Source organism: Streptomyces sp. GbtcB7, assembly GCF_019091445.1.
GTDB classification, from domain to species: Bacteria; Actinomycetota; Actinomycetes; order Streptomycetales; family Streptomycetaceae; genus Streptomyces; species Streptomyces mirabilis.
On record NZ_JAGXJM010000004.1, the window covers coordinates 296,758 to 315,682 of the forward strand.

Genomic DNA, 18,925 nt, shown 5'->3' on the forward strand with positions numbered 1-18,925 from the left:
ATGACACTTCGCCCTGTTTGTCTGCACCAGACGGGTGAGAGGCCGTGCGCGGCCGAAACCCCGAACGACACCCCGAACACTCACGGAACGTCACATGCGATCGTCAGGCACAGGAACCGGTCCAGATGCAGGCAGAAACGATCTGTCAGAACCGGTGGTTGTTCCTGGACACTGGACTGTGGCTGGAAGGCTCCGGAACCAGCCTCTATGATCGGCACACTTTCCTGCACGGACACGGCTTGTTCGGCCGTCCAGCACCGGCCGACCACCCGAGAGACCCATACGAAGAACGAGTGCACTGCGGGAGCGAGCGGTGAGCGGAACGTCCGAAGGGCCGACGCCCACGGCAGATCTCATCCGGTCGGCCGTCACAGAGCGTCACATCGACACATCTCCGCGTACGTCTCCTCGTACGTACGCCGAGGTGCCTCCCAGCGCATCCGTCTCTGCCGTTTCGCCCCCCGGCGCATCCCCTTGCGCCGGGGCCTCTCCCGGCACGTACGCCCCGGCGGAAACACCCCTCGACACCCTCGACACGCCTGAGTCCCCCCTCGACACGCCCGGGTCCCTCTCCGACACGCCCGAGTCCGTCCCTGGCGTTTCCGAGTCCGTCCCCGATGCGGCGCTCATCCCGCCCGCCGGGACCTCGACATCTCCCGGTGCGTTCCGTGCCGCCTTCGGCGCCGCGCCCCTTCCGATGGCCGTGGTCGACCGCGAGGGTCTGGTCGTCACCGCCAACGAGTCGCTCGGCGCGCTGCTCGGCACCGGATCGGGCGCGCTCGTCGGGCGGATCGCCGCGGATCTGGTGGATCTGGCCTCCGACGCCCGCACCTGGCACGCGTACCGCGAGGTGCTGCGTGGCCGGCAGGCCCGGCTGCGCTGCACCCGTCGCCTCAAGCACCCCGACGGGCACTCGCTCTGGGTGCAGGTGACGATCGCTCCGCTGCCCGCGCAGGAGGAGGCGGTACTGCTGTCCATCGCGGACATCAGCGCCCGCCGTGAACTCCAGGCGCGGCTGCGGCACTTGCAGATGCACGACCCGGTGACCCGGCTGCCCAACCGCACGCTGTTCTTCGAGCGGCTCTCGTCCGCCCTGGAGGCGGAGGCGTACGAGGAGGGCGGCACCGGCCGGATCGGGCTCTGCTATCTGGACCTGGACGGGTTCAAGGCGGTCAACGACACGCTCGGCCACCGGGTCGGCGACCGGTTGCTCGCGGCCGTCGCCGAACGGCTGACGCGCTGCGCCGACGAGGCGGGTTACGCCCGGGGAGCCACTCCCCTGGTCGCCCGTCTGGGCGGCGACGAGTTCGCGCTGCTGGTCGAGGACTCGACCGGGACGGACCAGTTGGCCGACCTCGCCGAGTCCGTCCTGAAGTCACTGCAGGCGCCGTTCGACCTCTCCGGGCAGCGGCTGTCGGTCTCCGCGTCGATCGGGGTCGTCGAGCGACGCGCCGCCGGGACGAGCGCGACCCATCTGATGCAGGCCGCGGACACCACGTTGTACTGGGCGAAGGCGGACGGCAAGGGCCGCTGGACGCTGTTCGACCCGGAGCGCAACGCCCACCGGATGACCCGTCAGGCGCTCTCCTCCACCCTCCGGGCGGCGATCGACCGGAACGAATTCGCCCTGGAGTACCAGCCCTTGGTGGGCATGGAGGACGGCGGGGTGCGCGGGGTCGAGGCGTTGGTCCGCTGGAACCATCCGCAGTTCGGCACGCTGACGCCGAATCGGTTCATCGGGTTGGCGGAGGAAGACGGTTCGATCGTCCAGCTCGGCCGTTGGGTACTGGCCACGGCCTGCCGCCAGGCCCGCCGCTGGCAGCTGGACCGTCCCGACGCGGTGCCGATCTTCGTCAGCGTCAACGTCGCCGTACGGCAGGTGTGGGACTCCGACCTGGTCGCGGACGTGGCGGAGATCCTCGCGGAGACGGGTCTCGCCCCGCATCTGCTCCAGTTGGAGCTGACGGAGTCGGCGGTGATGGGCTCGGCCGGGCGGCCCCTCCAGGCCCTTCAGGCCCTCAGCGACATGGGCGTCCGCATCGCCATCGACGACTTCGGCACCGGGTACTCCAACCTCGCCTACCTCAGCCGCCTGCCGGTCTCCGTCCTGAAGCTGGACGGCTCCTTCGTGCGCGGCTTCCAGTACGAGGGGCCCGACGGCGGTGCCGGCGGCGCCCACCCCAACCCCGCCGACGAGGTCATCGTCGAGGCGCTCATCCAACTCGCCCACCGGCTCGGCCTGACGGTCACCGCCGAGTGCGTGGAGACCGCCTCACAGGCCACCCGGCTGCGTGGGATCGGCTGCGACACCGGGCAGGGCTGGCTGTACTCCCGCCCGGTGGCGCCGGATCGTATCTCCGCCCTCTTGACCGCGAGTTCCTGACCGCGAGCTCGTGACGGCGAGTTCCTGACGGCGAGTTCCTGACGCCGAACGGGGCCTAGTCCGCGTTCGGCAGCCCGTACGCGTCCGCGATCAGTTCGTACGAGCGCAGGCGTACGTCGCCGCCGTGGGCGTTGCCCGTGAGCATCAGCTCGTCGGCGCCGGTGCGCTTCTGGAGGTCGTCGAGGCCGGCGCGGACCTCGTCCGCGGTGCCGTGGATGACGTTGGCGTTCCAGGAGTCGACGAACTCACGTTCCATCGGGCTGAAGTCGTACGCCTCCGCCTCCTCGGGGGTCGGGACGAGACCCGGGCGGCCGGTGCGCAGACGGACCATGTTCAGGGCCGCGGCCCTGACCTGGCGGCGGGCCTCCTTCTCGTCGTCCGTCGCGAGGGCGGAGACGCCGATCAGGGCGTAGGGGGCGTCCAGCACGGCGCTCGGTCGGAAGGACTCGCGGTAGAGGTCCAGCGCCGGGATCGTGTTCTGGGCCGAGAAGTGGTGCGCGAAGGCGAAGGGGAGGCCGAGGACGCCGGCCAGGCGGGCGCTGAAACCGGAGGAGCCGAGGAGCCAGATCGGGGGGCGGTGCGGGGACTGTACGCCGCCCGGGGAGGTCGACTGGACGGGGCCCGGGACCGCGTGGATGCGGGCGTAGGGGTGACCGGCCGGGAAGTCGTCGTCCAGGAAGCGGGTCAGCTCCGCGAGCTGCTCGGGGAAGTCGTCGGCGCCCTCGTGGAGGCGCTCGGTGCGGCGGAGGGCCGCGGCCGTTGCGCCGTCCGTGCCGGGGGCTCGGCCCAGGCCCAGGTCCACTCGGCCCGGGGCCATGGCTTCCAGCGTGCCGAACTGCTCCGCGATCACCAGGGGGGCGTGGTTCGGGAGCATGACGCCGCCCGAGCCCAGGCGGATGCGGGTCGTGCGGGCGGCGAGGTGGGCGAGGATCACCGCGGGTGAGGAGGAGGCCACGCCCGGCATGGAGTGGTGTTCGGCGACCCAGTAGCGGTGGAAGCCGCGGGACTCTGCGAGGCGGGAGATGGCGACGCTGGTGCGCAGGGCGTCGGTCGCGGTGCGGCCGGCGCCTACGGTGACCAGGTCCAGTACGGAGAGGGGTACGGGCGCGGTGCCTTGCGCGGTGCCTCGGATCTCGTCCGTGTCGTCCACCGGGTGCCTCCTGTTGCGTACGTGTTGCTGTCCTCAAGGCGCCAACAGGAGACAGTCCCCGCTTATTCCCGCCACCGCCTCCCGGCACGTGGGAAGGGTCTCTCGCCCCCGCCGCCCCTACCCGTCCCATCCCCAGGGGCTCCGCCCCCTCACCCCCGCCAGGGGCGCTGCGCCCCCTGGACCCCCGCATCGCCCGAAGGGCTCGTCCTCAAACGCCGGACGGGCTGAAAGAAGCGGGCCAGGGTGGGTGGGGGGGACGGGGGTGGGCGGGGCGCCGACCTCCGCCCCCGTCCTCGAACGCCGGACGGGCTGAATCGTGCGGGCCGGGGTGGGTGGAGTGGACGGGGGTGGGCGGGCTCCTCCCTCGTCCTCAAACGCCGGACGGGCTGAGTGATACGGGCGGGGCAGGTGGGGGCAGGCCTCGAACGCCGGGCGACCGGGGCTTTTAGGGGCGCGGGGAACTGCGCGACCAGCCCCCACCCGCCCGCAGTCAAAGAACCACCGGACAGACGGGGACCCGGGGCGCAGCCCCGGCCCAGGGGCGCGGGGAACTGCGCGAGCAACCCCCACCCGCCCGCAGCCAAAGACCCACTGGGCAGACGGGGATCCGGGGCGCAGCCCCGGCCCAGGGGCGCGGGGAACTGCGCGACCAGCCCCCACCCGCCCGCAGTCAAAGAACCACCGGACAGACGGGGACCCGGGGCGCAGCCCCGGCCCAGGGGCGCGGGGAACTGCGCGAGCAACCCCCACCCGGCCGCGGACGAGGCGTTACGCCTGGATGATGGGCTCCTTTGTGAAGAGGGTGCCGAGGGTGGGGGCGTTCACCTTGCGGTCGGCGAGGCGTAGGGCCTCCCAGACCGTGACCTGGTTGGCGGTGAGGACCGGCTTGGAGAGGACCTTCTCCAGCGCCGGAAGGTGCGCCGCCGTATGGAGGGCCGTGTCGGGCAGCAGGACGACGTCCGCGTCGGGGTGGTCGCCGGCCCGGGCGAGCTCGAGGACCTCCCCCTCACCCCAGCCCCCGACCTCCGCCGCCGTGATGATCCCGGAGGCCCTGCTCGACACGACCTCCACCCCCGCCTCCCGAAGGAACGCGGCGAAGAGGTCCGCCACGTCCTGCGGATAGGTCGCCGCGATCGCGACCCTCCGGGCCCCGACCTCCCGGACGGCGTGCGCGAACGCGAAGGACGTGGAGGAGGCGGGCAGCCCGGCGGCCCGGGCCAGGGCGCGTACCTGCTCGTGGGCGCCCTCCCAGCCGTACACGAAGCTGCCGCTGGTGCACGCCCAGACCACGGCCTCCGCGCCGGACAGCCGCAGCTCCTCGACGCCCGCCGAGAGCCGGGCCGCCGAGCCCATCTCGCGCAGCGCGTCGACCCGGTGGGCGTCCTCCCCGATGTCCGTGTGGACCAGCTGGAGGCGGACGTCGCTGCCCAGGAGCTGTTCGATGCGCGGGTAGTCGTCCTCGGCCGAGTGGCCCGGGTAGAGGAATCCGAGTGCGGTCATGCCCAACCTTCCTGTTCTTCCGGCAGTACGGGTCCCCCACGGGCGGACTGATCGATCAGCCGCTGATAGGGGCCCACCGCCCGGGTACCCAGGTGACGCAGTGCCGCCCACATCGTCACCTGGTTGGCCGAGATCACCGGTATGCGCAGTTCCGCCTCCAGCTGGGGGATGACGTCGTACGTCGGCAGGTTGGTGCAGCTGACGAAGAGGGCGTCGGCCCCTTCGCCCCGCACCGCGCGGCGGGCCATGTCGACCACATCACGGTACGGAACTTTCCAGATGTGCCTGGTCAGACCCATGAAGGCGCGCCCGGTGACATGGACGCCCGCCTCGGCGAGGTACTCCTCCAGGGACTGGGTCACCGAGACCGTGTAGGGGGTGACGAGAGCGATGCGGTGGGCGGCCAGCTCGGTGAGCGCCTCCAGCAGTGCGCCGGAGGTGGTCAGCGAGCGCACCTCCCCCGCCCGTGTCATCGCCTCGCACATCGCCCGCTCGCCCGCGACCCCGCCCACGAAACTGCCGGAGGTGCACGCGTATGCCACGACCTCGGGCGCGACCGCGTTGAGCGTGCGGACCGCGTCGCCGAGCGTCTCGTGCTCGGAGACCAGGCGGGCCAGGTCCAGGCTCACCTCGACCGGCACGAACGGGGTGCGGGTCAGATGCAGGGAGACGTCGTCGGGGACCCAGCGCCACAGCTCGCGGTCGAGGGCGAAGTCGAAGGGGGCGACGACACCGATCCCGCGCTGGGGGCGGGGGCCGCCGAGAAAGGAGACGTCCATGGCAGCACCGGCCTCACGAAGGGAGACGAAGGGGCAACGGACCGTGTGTGCGTCCGTGTTGACGAAGGTAGGTTCGGGTGCGAGCGTGGTCAATCCGCGCATCTCAGACTGCTCCGGCCACCCCCGCCCACCCCGCAGGTTCGTCCTCTCAGGAACTCAGGAAGCCTCCGAAACCCTCCGGGACTCTTCGGAACTCTTCGGACTCTTCGGAACTCTCAGGAAAGCGGACTCGCATTGCGAAACGGTTTCCCTCGCCCGCCCCGCCCCGTATCCGCGTCGGCCCCGGCCTCCGGGTCCGGCGCCGGATCCCGCACCACCCTCCTCGTCCTGGACGCCGAGCCGCTCCCCCGCCTCGGCAGACTCACCGGCCGGGTGCGGATCGAGCACGCCGACGAGTCGACGCTGGCCGAGCGACTGCCGCGCGCGGACGTACTGCTGGTCTGGGACTTCACCTCGCACGCGGTGCGCCGCGCCTGGCCCGGCGAGGGTCCCCGGCCGCGCTGGGTGCACACGGCGAGTGCGGGCGTCGACCACCTCATGTGCCCCGAACTCGCCGCGTCCGACACGGTGGTGACCAACGCGCGCGGGATCTTCGACCGGCCGATCGCCGAGTACGTCGCCGCGCTGGTCCTCGCGATGGCCAAGGACCTGCCGAGGACGTGGGACCTTCAGCGGCAGCGGGAGTGGCGGCACCGGGAGTCGCAGCGGGTGGCGGGCACACGCGCGTGTGTGGTCGGTTCCGGGCCGATCGGGCGGACGATCGTCAAGACGCTCAAGGCGCTCGAGGTGACGACGGCCCTGGTGGGGCGTACCGCGCGCACCGGGATCCACGGGCCCGAGGAGCTCGACCGGCTGATGGCGCGCGCCGACTGGGTGGTGTCGGCTGCGCCGCTCACCGAGGCCACGTACGGCATGTTCGACGCGCGGCGCTTCGGGATGATGCAGCCCTCGGCGCGCTTCATCAACGTCGGCCGGGGGCAGTTGGTCGTCGAGGACGCGCTCGCCGAGGCGCTGTCGAAGCGGTGGATCGCGGGCGCGGCCCTCGATGTCTTCCAGGACGAGCCGCTCGGCCCGGACAGCCCGCTGTGGGGTGTCCCCGGGCTGATCGTGTCGCCGCACATGAGCGGGGACACGGTCGGCTGGCGGGACGAACTCGGGGCGCAGTTCGTGGAGATGTACGAGCGCTGGGAGGCGGGCAGACCGCTGCCGAACGTGGTCGACAAGAAGCGCGGATACGTACCGGGGCACTGAGACTTCCTCTGGAGGGGCCGATGTCTGAACTCGTCGAGCTGACCGCGGCACAACTCCTCGACGGCTACCGCAAGGGCGAGTTCAGCCCCGTGGACGCCACGCGGGCGGCGTTGCGCAGGGCCGTGGAGATCCAGCGGGCCGTGAACGCGTTCGTACGTCTCGACGCCGACGCGGCCCTCGCGCGGGCGGCTCAGTCCGCGGACCGCTGGCGGCGGGGTGAGCCCGCCGGGCTGCTGGACGGGGTACCGGTCTCCGTCAAGGACATCCTGCTGCTGCGCGGCGGACCGACCCTGCGCGGCTCCAAGACCGTTGATCCCCAGGGAAGTTGGGACGAGGACGCGCCGTCCGTCGCCCGGCTGCGCGAGCACGGGGCGGTCTTCCTCGGGAGGACGACGACACCCGAGTTCGGCTGGAAGGGCGTCACGGATTCGCCGCTGTCGGGGGTCACCCGCAATCCGTACGACGTCACGCGCACGGCGGGCGGCTCGAGCGGCGGCAGCGCGGCGGCCGTCGCGCTCGGGGCGGGGCCGCTGGCGCTGGGCACGGACGGGGGCGGCAGTGTGCGCATCCCGGCCGCGTTCTGCGGGATCTTCGGTCTGAAGCCGACGTACGGGAGGGTGCCGCTGTACCCCGCGAGCGCGTTCGGGACGCTCTCGCACGTGGGGCCGATGACACGGGACGCGGCCGACGCGGCGCTGATGATGGACGTGATCAGCGGGCCGGACGCCCGTGACTGGTCGGCGCTCGGGCCGGTGGACGGGTCCTTCGTCGAGGCCCTTGGGGGTGGGGTGCGCGGGCTGCGGGTCGCGTACTCGCCGTCCCTCGGCGGGCAGGTCGCGGTCCAGCCGGCCGTCGCGGCGGCGGTGCGGCGGGCGGTGGAGCGGCTCGCGGGGCTCGGCGCGTACGTCACCGAGGCCGACCCCGATCTCACCGACCCGGTGGAGGCCTTCCACGTCCTGTGGTTCTCCGGTGCGGCCCGGGTGACCCAGCGGCTCGGGCCGCGGCAGCGGGAGTCGCTGGACCCGGGGCTGCGGGAGATCTGCGCGCGGGGCGCCCGGTTCAGCGCGCTGGACTACCTGGCCGCGGTGGACGTACGGATGGAACTCGGGCGGCGGATGGGGCGCTTCCACGAGTCGTACGACGTGCTGGTGACGCCGACCCTGCCGCTGACGGCGTTCGCGGCGGGGGTGGAGGTGCCGCCGGGCTCCGGCCACCGCCGCTGGACGGGGTGGACCCCGTTCACGTACCCCTTCAACATGACCCAGCAGCCCGCCGCGAGCGTCCCGGTCGGCACGGACGGCGACGGCCTCCCGGTCGGCCTGCAGATCGTCGCCGCCCGCCACCGCGACGACCTCGTCCTGCGCACGGCACACGCCCTCTACGAGACGGGCGCCGCGGGGGTGGCTCCGCCGCCGGGGTTCTAGGGACGGCCCGGCGCCCCACGCCCCACATGCCACATGTGCCCCACGCGCCCTACGCCCTACGGAAGCTGAGCGTCTCGCCCTGGGCGCCCGAGCGCCAGAGGTCGTTGCAGGCCTCGGCCATCGCCTCCAGGCCCTCGGTCACCTGGCCCCAGACAATGCCCGGGACCCAGCCCACGTCCCCGTTGAGCAGCAGGTTGTTGCGTTCGTAGAAGAGGGCGAGGTCGACGACCGTGGTGCCGGGGCGTACGTCGGTGTCGTAGCCGTAGGCCTTCGTGCCCAGTTCCGTGCCCGCGAAGGCGAAATAACAGAGGTCTCCGGGAATGGGGGTAACTGTCGGATTTTCCAGCGGTGGCTCCGATTTCGCGAAAGGCGGGAAAAGGGCGTAGATCTCATTGCGTGCGTACTTCGCGTGGTAGACGTCGCCGCCCAGGGGAAGCGCGTCCCACACCGCCGCGCAGGTGACCGGCGCCCGGTCGTCGAGCAGTTTCGCGGTGCAGTGGATTCCGCGCTTGACCAGCGAGACCTCGATGAATCGATCAGCCATGCATTCCATGGTCTCCCCGGAGTCAAGGGCGCCTCGACGTCACTCGACGTCGTACGGGGCCGAAATCGATCCGAATACTTCGCATGCGCTCGGGTAGCCGCGCGGCCATGGCTCCACCACTCAGGAATGACGGGAATGACGAGACCGACGCGCAGAAACGAAGTCCGAGTCGGCGGTCGCTGCTCGCGGGTGTCTCCGCACTCGGTGCCGTCGGCGCGCTGGGCGCCGCCGGCTGCACCCGGGTCGCCACCGCGTCCGACAACGGCGGCGATCTCCTCGACCGGCTCAAGGCGCAGGGCGTCGTACGGCTGGGCATAGCCGGTGAGATCCCGTTCGGCTACATCGACAAGAACGGTGAACTGACCGGCGAGGCACCCGAACTCGCCAAGGTGATCTTCAAGCGGCTGGGCGTCGACCTGGTGCAACCCGTGCCGACCGAGTTCGGCTCGCTCATTCCCGGGCTCAACTCGCAGCAGTTCGACGTCGTGTCCGCGGGGATGTACATCAACCCGGAACGCTGTCAGCAGGTCGTCTTCGCCGACCCGGACTACCAGATGCTGGACGCCTTCATCGTGCGGAAGGGCAATCCGAAGGGCCTGCACGACTACAAGGACGTCGTGGCGAAGAGGGCCAAGTTCGCGACCGGCACCGGGTACGCCGAGATCCAGCACGCCGTCGAGGCCGGGTACAAGGAGAGCGACATCCTGATCGTGCCCGATCAGGTCGCCGGGCTGAACGCGGTCGAGGCAGGCCGTGTCGACGTCTTCGCCGGGACCGCGCTGACCACGCGCGAGGTGGTCAGGAAGTCCCGCAAGGCCGAGAGCACGCAGCCCTTCACGCCCCTGGTGAAGGGCAAGCCGCACGTCGACGGCGGCGGCTTCGCGTTCCGTTCCGCCGAGACGCGGCTGCGCGACGCCTTCAACGTGGAACTGAAGAAGCTGAAGGCCGGCGGGGAGTTGCTCCGCATTCTGCGGCCCTTCGGGTTCACCCGGGCCGAGATGACCGACATGACCGCGAAGGAGCTCTGCCGCGGATGACCTCGGGACTCTGGGAACTCGTACTCAAAGGTGTCTGGGTCACCGTCCAGTTGCTGTTCCTCAGCTCGCTGGTGGCCGGGGCCGTCTCGTTCGCCGTCGGTGTCGCGCGTACCTCGCGGCGGTGGATCGTCCGCTTCCTCGCGGGCCTCTACACCGAGGTGTTCCGCGGCACCTCCGCCCTGATCATGATCTTCTGGGTGTACTTCGTGCTGCCGCTCGCCTTCGGCTGGCAGCTCGTCCCGATGTGGGCGGGCACGCTGGCGCTGGGGCTGACCTACGGGGCGTACGGCAGTGAGATCGTGCGCGGCGCCCTGAACGCCGTCGACCCCGCCCAGCGCGAGGGCGGCATCGCGCTCAGCTTCACGCCCTGGCAGCGGATGCGGCTGATCCTGCTGCCGCAGGCGGTGCCCGAGATGATCCCCTCCTTCTGCAACCTGCTGGTCGAACTGCTCAAGGGCACGGCCCTGGTGTCGATCATGGGCATGGGCGATCTGACGTTCAGCGGCAACCTCGTGCGGCTCGCGCTCCAGGAGAGCGCGGAGATCTACGCGTACGTCCTGCTGATCTACTTCGCGATCGCCTTCGTGATCACCCGGCTGATGCGGGCACTGGAGCGGCGGCTGAAGGCCGGGATCGGCAAGGCGCCCCGGCCCGCCAGGACCACACCGCGGCGCGCGGAAGCCGCCGGCGTCGGTGCGACGGGAGGTGCCGCGTGAACTGGGACTGGGGCGCGGTGCGCGACTTCATGCCGCACTTCTGGGACGGACTGCTGGTCACCCTGCAGGCGCTGGCCCTCGGCTCGGTGATCTCCTTCGCCCTGGGTCTGGTGTGGGCGCTGCTGATGCGCACGCCGACCCGCTGGGTGCGCTGGCCGGTCGGGGTCGTCACGGAGTTCATCCGCAACACCCCGCTGCTGGTGCAGCTGTTCTTCCTCTTCTACGTGCTGCCCGAGTGGAACATCACGTTCTCCGCGCTGACCACCGGTGTCGTCGCGATCGGGCTGCACTACTCGACGTACACGATGCAGGTCTACCGGGCCGGTATCGAGGGCGTGCCGGCCGGCCAGTGGGAAGCGGCCACGGCGCTCAACCTGCCGCTGCGGCGCACCTGGACCGCGGTGATCCTGCCGCAGGCGATCCGCCGGGTGGTGCCCGCGCTCGGCAACTACGTCATCTCGATGCTCAAGGACACCCCGATGCTGATGGCGATCACCGTGCTGGAGATGCTCGGTGAGGCGCGGCTGTACTCGCAGGAGCACTTCCAGTTCACCGAGCCGCTCACGGTCATCGGCGTGGCCTTCATCCTCATTTCCTATCCGGCTTCCCTCCTTCTGCGAGCCCTGGAGCGACGTCTTGTCCGCTGACACCCCCCTCGACACGTCTACGACCCCTGCCGATACGACCCCTGCGGAAAAGGCCGACCACACGGCCAATCCGCCGGTGGACGGCGGCGAGCTGATCCGTTTCGACAAGGTCACCAAGCGCTTCGGGGACAACACCGTCCTCGACGGCCTCGACTTCCGTGTCGACTCCGGCAAGCACGTCACGCTGATCGGCCCGTCCGGCTCCGGCAAGACGACGATCCTGCGGCTGCTGATGACCCTGGCCAAGCCCGACGAGGGCACGATCACGGTCGCCGGTGAGCGGCTCCACCCGGCCCCCGAGAAGCAGATCCGGGAGGTCCGCAAGAAGATCGGGATGGTCTTCCAGCAGTTCAACCTCTTTCCGAACATGAAGGTGCTCCGCAACATCACCGAGGCACCGGTCACCGTCCTCGGGCTGTCCGGGGACGAGGCCGAGGCGCGGGCCCGGGAGCTGCTGGAGATGGTGGGCCTCGCGGACAAGTGCGACGCCTACCCGAGTCAGTTGTCCGGCGGACAGCAGCAGCGGGTGGCGATCGCGCGGGCGCTGGCGATGCGGCCCCAGGTGCTGCTTCTGGACGAGGTGACGTCCGCGCTCGACCCCGAGCTGGTCACGGGCGTCCTCGACGTCCTCCGTGACATCGCCCACACCACCGACATCACCATGCTCTGCGTGACCCATGAGATGAATTTCGCCCGCGACATCTCGGACCAGGTGCTGATGTTCGATTCCGGCCATGTCATCGAGTCCGGTTCGCCCGACCGGATCTTCACCGATCCGGAGCACGAAAGGACCCGGGAATTCCTCAGCGCGATCCTGTGACTACAAAAAGTGAACGCGACAAGGCGCGAGGTCCCGACCACGCGGCATGCCCACTGAGCCATGACCTCGGCATATGCCAGGGTGTCGCACTCCTGTTGAGCGAACCGGAGCGCACCGACTTTCTCGCCAACAGCCCCTCCCCACCGAGCGTTTGACAGTTATCGTGGAGGAGTTCAGCTGTCCGGATCGATGGCCCAAAAAGCGCAGGGGGAAACCGTGGCGCTGATGAACGAGCCGACCGCGCCGTACCACTCGGCCCAGGACGCCCTGCGCGTCCTGGAGACGGTGGCCCGGCACTCCGGCGGTGTCACCGACGTCGAACTGGCCCGCCAGACGGGCCTCGGCACGGAGCGCCTGACCGCGCTGCTGCGGATGCTGCGCCGGGAGGGGTACGTCGAGCAGGTCGTCGACGGCGCGTACGTCGCCGGTGCCGCCCTCGGCCGGCTGGGCTCCGCCCACGGCCGCGACCAGGCACTGCGCGAGAAACTCCAGCAGACCATCGACCGGCTGCGCGACTCGGTCGGCGCCGCGATCTACATCAGCCGCTACATCGACGGTGAGGTGCACGTCACCCAGTGCGCCGAGGGTCCCGCGACCCCCGCGGTCAACGAATGGGTGGACTTCCGTTCCTCGGCCCACGCCAGCGCGGTCGGCAAGAGCCTTCTGGGCCAGCTCGACCTGAACGCCCGGCGCGACCACCTCTCCCGCCACAAGATGGCCCGCCTCACCTCGCGGACCATCACCAACGAGCGGCTGCTTCTGTCCCGGCTCGACGCCCAGCCGGCCACGGTGCCGGTGCTCGACCTCCAGGAGTACGCGATCGGTACGGTCTGCGCGGCCGTCCCCATCACCGCGGGCTCCTCGGTCGGCTGCCTCGCCCTCTCCCTCCCGGTCGAACACGCCCACCGCCTGCGCCGCGCCGCGGACACACTCAACCGGGGCGCCACCCCCGTCCTGCTCTCCCTGGCCATCTAGGGCCTGCTCTTTTGGATCAGGCCCTGGGTGGTCGGAAGCACCCGTCCGGACCAGGTAGTATTTCTTTTGTCGCCGACCGCGGAAGCGGGAGGCGGGAGTCATGCGCCGCTAGCTCAGTTGGTTAGAGCAGCTGACTCTTAATCAGCGGGTCCGGGGTTCGAGTCCCTGGCGGCGCACATGAGAAGGCCCTTCACCATGGTGAGGGGCCTTCATTCGTCTGCCATGGCCAGCGACAGGGCGTGGACCGTCGGATGCGTGTAGAGCAGCCGCATGGAAGGCGCGGGCAGCCCGCGCTCGCGCAGGGCGGTGCCGACACGGATCGCGTAGAGCGAGTTCCCGCCGAGCTCGAAGAAGTTGTCGTCCGGGCCGACGGGGACACCGAGGATCTCCTCCCACACCCCGGTGAGGGCCGTCACCAGGTCTCCGGTGGGCGCGGGCACCGATACGGGCTTCCCCGGCGCCGGCAGACGGTCGCGGTCCAGCTTGCCGTTCGGGGTCAGCGGCAGCGCGGGGACGGCGGTGACGGTCGTCGGCAGCATGTGGTCGGGCAGCAGCCGCGCGGCCCGACGGCGTACGTCGCCGGTGTCCCCGTCGGCCACGACATACGCGTCGATCCGCACCCCCGCCGCGTCCTCGAAGGCCGCTCAGCACCACCGCCGCCGCCGTGACCACCGGGTCCTCCAGCAGCACCGCCCGGATCTCGTCCGGCTCGATCCGGTACCCGCGCACCTTCACCTGGCTGTCGATCCGCCCCAGGTGCTCCAGTGAACCGTCGGCGCGCAGCCGCCCCAGGTCACCGCTGCGGTACCACCGGCCGGGGCCGTACGGATCGTTCACGAACCGCTCCGCCGTCAGCTCGGGCCGCCCCAGGTAACCGAGGGCGAGTCCGGCCCCGCCCACCCAGATCTCCCCCGCCGCGCCCGTCGGCAGCGGGCGCCCCCGCTCGTCGCGCACCGACACCGACCAGCCGGGCAGCGGGCGGCCCACCGAGCGGGAGGCGGCCAGGGCCTCGCGCCGGGTGACGGTCGCCGCGGTGACATGGACGGTGGTCTCCGTGATCCCGTACATGTTGACCAGGCGGCAGCGGTCCTCCGGGTGGCGGTCGAACCAGCCGAGCAGCGGCCGGGTGTCCAGCGCCTCCCCGCCCAGCACCACCAGCCGCACCGACAGCCCCTCCTTCGCGCCGCGGTCCACCGCCCGCAACTGCCCGAAGGCCGACGGGGTCTGGCTGAGGACGGTCACCGACTCCCGTACCAGCAGCGCGTGGAAGTCCTCCGGCGAGCGCGCCACCCAGTGGTCCACGACCACCAGCCGGGCGCCGGTCAGCAGGGCGCCCCAGATCTCCCACACCGAGAAGTCGAAGGCGGCGGAGTGGAAGAACGTCCAGGTGTCGGCGGCGGTGAGGGCGAAGTCCTCGCGGGTGGCGTCGAGGAGGGCGAGGACATGGGCGTGGGGGACGACGACCCCCTTGGGGCGGCCGGTCGAACCGGAGGTGTGGATGACGTAGGCGGGATCCCGCGGTGTGAGGTTCCGCGGTGTGAGGTTCCGCGGCCGGTCGGTCCGCGCGGCACCGAGGTAGGGCGCGGTGTCCCGGACGACCAGCCGTACGCCCGCGTCGCGCGCCGTGCGGTCGAGGCGCCCCTCGGGGTGCGCCGGATCCATCGGTACGTACGCCGCGCCCGCCTTCAGCACCGCGAGCATCGTCGCCACCAGGTCGGCGCCCCGCTCCAGCCGGACACCGACCCGGTCACCGGGGCGGACCCCGGCGGCGCGCAGTCCCGCGGCCAGCCGCTCGGCGCGCTCGCGCAGTGCCCCGTACGTCGTCGTGATGCCGTCGTGGGTGAGGGCGGGGGCGTCGGGGTGGCGGTCGGCGCGGGCGTCGAAGGCGGTGTCGATACGGGAGGGAACAGCGGACCGGAGTATGCCGACGGGCGGCGGGAGCAGGCGCTCCGCCTCTTCGCGGGGGATCAGTTCGATCTCCGCGAGGGGGCGGCGGCCCAGCTGACCGTGCACGTGGGTGAGGTGGCGGACGAAGGCCCGGGCGGAGGCTTCGTCGATGTGCCGGAGCTGGTGGTGCAGCTCGACGGTGGTCCCGCGCGGGACGAGGGTGAGGGGGAAGGGGGCCGACTGGAACGGGAGTCGGTGACTGAAGGTGGGGTCCACCGGGCCCACCTCGTCGAGGACCGTGGCGTACGCGGGTAGTCCGTCCCCCGGGTCGCGGTGCTCGTAGCGGGCGAGGACCAGGGCCGCAGCAGCGGCCACGGCCGGTACCGGGACGGTGACCACGCCCGTCCGGTCACCGGCCCCCTCCTCGCCCGTCGCCCAGTCGATACGCGGCCTGTGTGGGCCTTTCGGGGGCTCGTCGCAGCCGAGGGGAGCGGTCACTTCGGTGGCCGGGCGGTGGCCGAGCAGGACGTGGGCGATGTCCTGGAGCACGCCCGGGGTCAGCAGCGCGTGGTGCGCCACCAGCACCAGATGGGCGCCCCCGTCCTCGTACCGCAACAAGACCGCGCGGAACGCGGGGCCCCACTCGGTGACGGGCCGGTGCAGTTCGGCCCGCAGACGGTGTTCGGCGAACCGCGCGGGCACCTGGTCGTGCCACAACACCGGCCAGTGGTCCGGGAGTTCGGGCCACCAGACGCGTACGGCCGCGTCGAGCAGGGGCCCGGGATCGACGGCGGCGGGAAGGCGCGCGGCGAGGGCGTGACACGTCACGTTCGGTCTCCAACCGTGGGGACAGGACCTAGCGGGCCGAGAAGCCTCCGTCGACCGTCAGGACGGTGCCGGTCACCTGGCGGGAGTCGTCGGAGGCGAGCCAGAGGGCGGCGGTGGCGACGTCGTCCGGTTCGACGAGGGCGTTCATGGGCTGGGCCTGGACGAAGGCCTGCTCGTGCTCGGCGACCGGCACGTCCAGGGCGCGGGCGATCTCGGCGAGCATCCTGCCCTCCACCCGGGGGTCGTCGCGGACCGAGCCGGGGCAGATGGCGTTGACGCGGACCCGGCGGGGTGCGTAGTCGAGGGCGACCGCCTTGGTCAGGCCGATCAGGCCGTGCTTGGCGGCGACGTACCCGGCGAAGTGGCGGTAGCCGACCAGACCGGCCGTGGAGGCGATGTTGATGATCGAGCCGGTGCCCCGCGCGGTCATCAGGGCGCCCGCCGCGCGGATCGTGCGCCAGGCCCCGGAGAGGTCCACGTCCAGCATCAGCTGCCACTCGTGCTCCTCGATCTCGTGGGCGGCCCGGCCGGAGGGGGCGGCGATCCCGGCGTTGTTGACGAGGACGTCGAGGCGTCCGAAGCGGGCCGTCGTCTCCTTCACCGCCGTCTCCACCGCGGCCAGGTCCCGTACGTCGACCCGGGCCGTACGGACGGCGGCGCCCGTCTCCCGGCAGAGCTCCGCCGTGTGCGCCAACTGGCTCTCGGAGCCCAGCGGATACGGCACTCCCGGGAGGTCCGCCGCGATGTCCACGAGCATCAGATCGGCGCCCTCGCGGGCGAACGCGACGGCGGTCGCCCGGCCGATGCCGCGGGCCGCCCCGGTGACGAGGGCGACCTTGCCCGAGAGCCTCGGACCGCCCGGCCCCACCGGTCCCACTGGACCCACTGGCCCCACCGGGCTCACCGGTCCCCCCGATCCACCGGGCTCACCGCGTGCGTCCGGCGCGGAGTTCGGCTCCGATCAGGCGCAGGAGGGCGCCCGGGTTCTCCGTCAGGTACATGTGGCCGCCGTCCAGCTCCGCCGTGGTGAGCTTCCCGGTGGTGGCGCGGGACCACTCGGCGGCCTCGGCCGCGCTCACCAGCTCGTCGTCGCGGCCGCGCAGGGCGAGGACCGGGGCGGCGAGCGGGCGGTCGGAGGCGGGCCGGTACGTCTCGTGCATCCGTACGTCGGCCCGCAGCAGCGGGAGCAGCAGCTCGCGCATCTCCGGGTGCTCAAGGGCCGGGTGCGCGTACCCCGCGAAGGTGCGCACCCGGGCCAGGAACTCCGCGTCGGGCAGACCGCTCGCACGGTCCGCGCGGCCGGTCCACGGGCCCGGCGCGCCGCTGACGACGAGGGCGTCGAGGCGGACGCCGGGCTCGGCCTCCAGCCGGTGCGCCAGCTCGAAGCCGAGCACCGCGCCGAGGCTGTGCCCGAACACCGCCACCCGCGCGCCCTCCGGGAGCTGCCGGGTCACCTGGGTGTGCGCCTCGGCGGCCGCCCGTACCGCGTCCGTGTGGGGTTCCTCCACGAACCGCTCCTCGCGGCCGGGGAGTTGCACCGGCAGGACGCGCAGGCCCGCGGGCGCCCGGTCCTGCCACGGCTTGAAGAAGGACGCGCCCGCCCCGGCGAAGGGCAGACAGACGAGGTGGGTCTCTTCCACTGCTGACATCGCTCCCGAGTCTCGGTTCCGGATACAAAGGGGCCGGGGCTCAGCCCGTGGTGACGAACTCGGTGAGGACCCGGGCCAGCAGACCGGGGTCCTGCGCCCCGCACAGCTCCCGCGCGGAGTGCATCGACAGCCCCGGTACGCCCACGTCGACGGTGGCGACTCCCAGCCGGGCCGCGGTGATCGGGCCGATCGAGGTGCCGCACGGCATGGCGTTGTGGGAGACGAACGGCTGCCAGGGCACGTCGGCGCGCTCGCAGGCCGCGGCGAAGGCGGCGACCCCGGTGCCGTCGGTGGCGTACCGCTGGTTGACGTTGACCTTGACGACGGGGCCGCCGTTGGGGAGGGGGTGGTGGTCCGGGTCGTGGCGTTCGGCGTAGTTGGGGTGCACGGCGTGCGACATGTCGGCGGAGACGCAGAAGGCGCCGGCGAGGGCCCGGTTGAAGTCCTCGGCGCTGCCGCCGCGCGCGGCGACGGCCCGGCCGAGCACCCGCTCCAGCAGGGGGCCCTGGGCGCCCGACTGGGAGCCGCTGCCGACCTCCTCGTGGTCGAAGGCGGCGAGCACCGGGATGTGGGCGGGCGGCCGGACGGCGGTGGCGGCGGCGACCAGCGCGGTGACGCCCGCGTGCACGGAGATCTGGTTGTCCAGACGCGGTGAGACGAGGAACTCCTCGTCGGCGCCGAGATAGCCGGGCGGCTGGATGTCGTGCAGCATCAGGTCCCAGCCGAGGACCTCGGCGACGTCGGTGTCCGCCTCGGCGGCGACCCGGGCGAGCAGGGCGCCGGGCCGGGCGGGGCCGAGGCCCCACAGCGGGGTCATGTGCAGCTGCGCGTCGAGCGCCACCCCTTCGTTGACGCTGCGGTCGAGGTGGATGGCGAGCTGGGGTACGCGCAGCAGCGGCTGGTCGACGCAGACGAGGCGGCTGGATCCGTCGCGCAGCGTCAGCCGGCCCGAGATGCCGAGGTCGCGGTCGAGCCAGGTGTTGTGGGGGACGCCGCCGTAGATCTCCACGGCGATCTGCCGCCAGCCCGCGGAGCCGATGTCGGGCTCGGGCTTGATCCGCAGGTTCGGGGAGTCGGTGTGGGCTCCGACGATCCGGAACGGGGTGCGGGCCGGGGCGCCCGCGGGGACGTACCAGGCGAGCAGCGCTCCGGCGCGGACGACGTACCGGCCGCCCTCGGCACCGGCCGTCCAGTCGTCCGTCTCGCGCAGCTCCTGGAAGCCCGCCTTCTCCAGGCGCTGGGCCGCGTTCGCGACCACGTGGTAGGGCGAGGGGCTGGAGCGGACGAAGGAGAGCAGATCATCGCTGTGACTGCGGTCATGTGTGGGGGACATGG

Annotated in this window: 16 protein-coding genes, 1 tRNA gene and 1 pseudogene; 9 read left to right on the forward strand and 9 right to left on the reverse strand. The window is 71.8% G+C overall.

The window, feature by feature from the left end; translation table 11 throughout:
- The first annotated feature begins 313 nt into the window (after positions 1 to 313).
- Complete coding sequence (locus KVT44_RS09170; RefSeq protein ID WP_229889412.1) at positions 314 to 2,383, forward strand: bifunctional diguanylate cyclase/phosphodiesterase; 2,070 nt, start codon at positions 314 to 316, stop codon at positions 2,381 to 2,383.
- 55 nt (positions 2,384 to 2,438) lie between these two features.
- Here the strand turns inward: KVT44_RS09170 and KVT44_RS09175 are convergent, their stop codons facing one another.
- From KVT44_RS09175 to KVT44_RS09185, 3 genes are all read right to left on the reverse strand, one after another.
- Positions 2,439 to 3,533 (reverse strand): LLM class flavin-dependent oxidoreductase, encoded by a 1,095-nt coding sequence (locus KVT44_RS09175; protein WP_217566648.1) that lies wholly within the window; start codon positions 3,531 to 3,533, stop codon positions 2,439 to 2,441.
- Between the two features lie 768 nt (positions 3,534 to 4,301).
- Positions 4,302 to 5,033 carry an aspartate/glutamate racemase family protein gene (locus KVT44_RS09180; protein WP_099922487.1) on the reverse strand — a complete coding sequence of 244 codons (732 nt, stop codon included), beginning with the start codon at positions 5,031 to 5,033 and terminating at the stop codon, positions 4,302 to 4,304.
- Entirely contained in the window at positions 5,030 to 5,812 is a 783-nt protein-coding gene (locus KVT44_RS09185; RefSeq protein ID WP_217566649.1) for an aspartate/glutamate racemase family protein, read from the reverse strand. The genes KVT44_RS09180 and KVT44_RS09185 overlap by 4 nt, the downstream gene beginning before the upstream one ends.
- A 327-nt stretch (positions 5,813 to 6,139) precedes the next feature.
- On the opposite strand from KVT44_RS09185, the gene KVT44_RS09190 reads away from it, so the two are divergent.
- Both KVT44_RS09190 and KVT44_RS09195 read left to right on the forward strand, forming a co-directional pair.
- Entirely contained in the window at positions 6,140 to 7,063 is a 924-nt protein-coding gene (locus tag KVT44_RS09190) for a D-2-hydroxyacid dehydrogenase (protein ID WP_217566777.1), read from the forward strand.
- Positions 7,064 to 7,083: 20 nt separating this feature from the next.
- Entirely contained in the window at positions 7,084 to 8,487 is a 1,404-nt protein-coding gene (locus KVT44_RS09195; RefSeq protein ID WP_217566650.1) for an amidase, read from the forward strand.
- A gap of 49 nt (positions 8,488 to 8,536) precedes the next feature.
- On the opposite strand, the gene KVT44_RS09200 is transcribed toward KVT44_RS09195, so the two are convergent.
- Entirely contained in the window at positions 8,537 to 9,031 is a 495-nt protein-coding gene (locus KVT44_RS09200) for a DUF3830 family protein (protein ID WP_054235541.1), read from the reverse strand.
- A gap of 107 nt (positions 9,032 to 9,138) precedes the next feature.
- Here KVT44_RS09200 and ehuB point away from each other — a divergent pair, with 107 nt between their 5' ends.
- The 6 genes from ehuB (at position 9,139) to KVT44_RS09230 (ending at position 13,402) form a co-directional block, all read left to right on the forward strand.
- Positions 9,139 to 10,068 carry an ectoine/hydroxyectoine ABC transporter substrate-binding protein EhuB gene (ehuB, locus tag KVT44_RS09205; RefSeq protein ID WP_254649136.1) on the forward strand — a complete coding sequence of 310 codons (930 nt, stop codon included), beginning with the start codon at positions 9,139 to 9,141 and terminating at the stop codon, positions 10,066 to 10,068.
- A complete protein-coding gene (gene ehuC / locus KVT44_RS09210; protein WP_217566652.1) occupies positions 10,065 to 10,784 on the forward strand; it encodes an ectoine/hydroxyectoine ABC transporter permease subunit EhuC in 720 nt (239 codons plus the stop codon). The genes ehuB and ehuC overlap by 4 nt, the downstream gene beginning before the upstream one ends.
- The gene (gene ehuD, locus KVT44_RS09215) at positions 10,781 to 11,431 is read left to right on the forward strand and encodes an ectoine/hydroxyectoine ABC transporter permease subunit EhuD (RefSeq protein WP_060898408.1); all 651 of its coding nucleotides are present in this window, start codon (positions 10,781 to 10,783) and stop codon (positions 11,429 to 11,431) included. The genes ehuC and ehuD overlap by 4 nt, the downstream gene beginning before the upstream one ends.
- Before the next feature lie 76 nt (positions 11,432 to 11,507).
- Positions 11,508 to 12,251 carry an ectoine/hydroxyectoine ABC transporter ATP-binding protein EhuA gene (gene ehuA / locus KVT44_RS09220; protein ID WP_054235582.1) on the forward strand — a complete coding sequence of 248 codons (744 nt, stop codon included), beginning with the start codon at positions 11,508 to 11,510 and terminating at the stop codon, positions 12,249 to 12,251.
- Between the two features lie 216 nt (positions 12,252 to 12,467).
- A complete protein-coding gene (locus tag KVT44_RS09225; protein ID WP_054235545.1) occupies positions 12,468 to 13,226 on the forward strand; it encodes an IclR family transcriptional regulator in 759 nt (252 codons plus the stop codon).
- A 102-nt stretch (positions 13,227 to 13,328) separates the two neighbouring features.
- A tRNA-Lys gene (locus KVT44_RS09230) sits at positions 13,329 to 13,402 on the forward strand.
- Positions 13,403 to 13,435: 33 nt separating this feature from the next.
- On the opposite strand, the gene KVT44_RS60540 is transcribed toward KVT44_RS09230, so the two are convergent.
- From KVT44_RS60540 to KVT44_RS09250, 5 genes and pseudogenes are all read right to left on the reverse strand, one after another.
- Complete coding sequence (locus KVT44_RS60540) at positions 13,436 to 13,765, reverse strand: phosphopantetheine-binding protein (RefSeq protein WP_368857584.1); 330 nt, start codon at positions 13,763 to 13,765, stop codon at positions 13,436 to 13,438.
- A 172-nt stretch (positions 13,766 to 13,937) separates the two neighbouring features.
- A pseudogene (locus KVT44_RS09235) lies at positions 13,938 to 15,941 on the reverse strand (amino acid adenylation domain-containing protein); the annotation flags it as partial.
- Positions 15,942 to 15,969: 28 nt separating this feature from the next.
- The gene (locus KVT44_RS09240) at positions 15,970 to 16,809 is read right to left on the reverse strand and encodes a mycofactocin-coupled SDR family oxidoreductase (RefSeq protein ID WP_308313936.1); all 840 of its coding nucleotides are present in this window, start codon (positions 16,807 to 16,809) and stop codon (positions 15,970 to 15,972) included.
- A gap of 58 nt (positions 16,810 to 16,867) precedes the next feature.
- A complete protein-coding gene (locus tag KVT44_RS09245) occupies positions 16,868 to 17,590 on the reverse strand; it encodes a thioesterase II family protein (protein ID WP_075029162.1) in 723 nt (240 codons plus the stop codon).
- A gap of 40 nt (positions 17,591 to 17,630) precedes the next feature.
- Positions 17,631 to 18,923 (reverse strand): M18 family aminopeptidase, encoded by a 1,293-nt coding sequence (locus tag KVT44_RS09250; RefSeq protein ID WP_217566654.1) that lies wholly within the window; start codon positions 18,921 to 18,923, stop codon positions 17,631 to 17,633.
- Positions 18,924 to 18,925 lie beyond the last annotated feature (2 nt).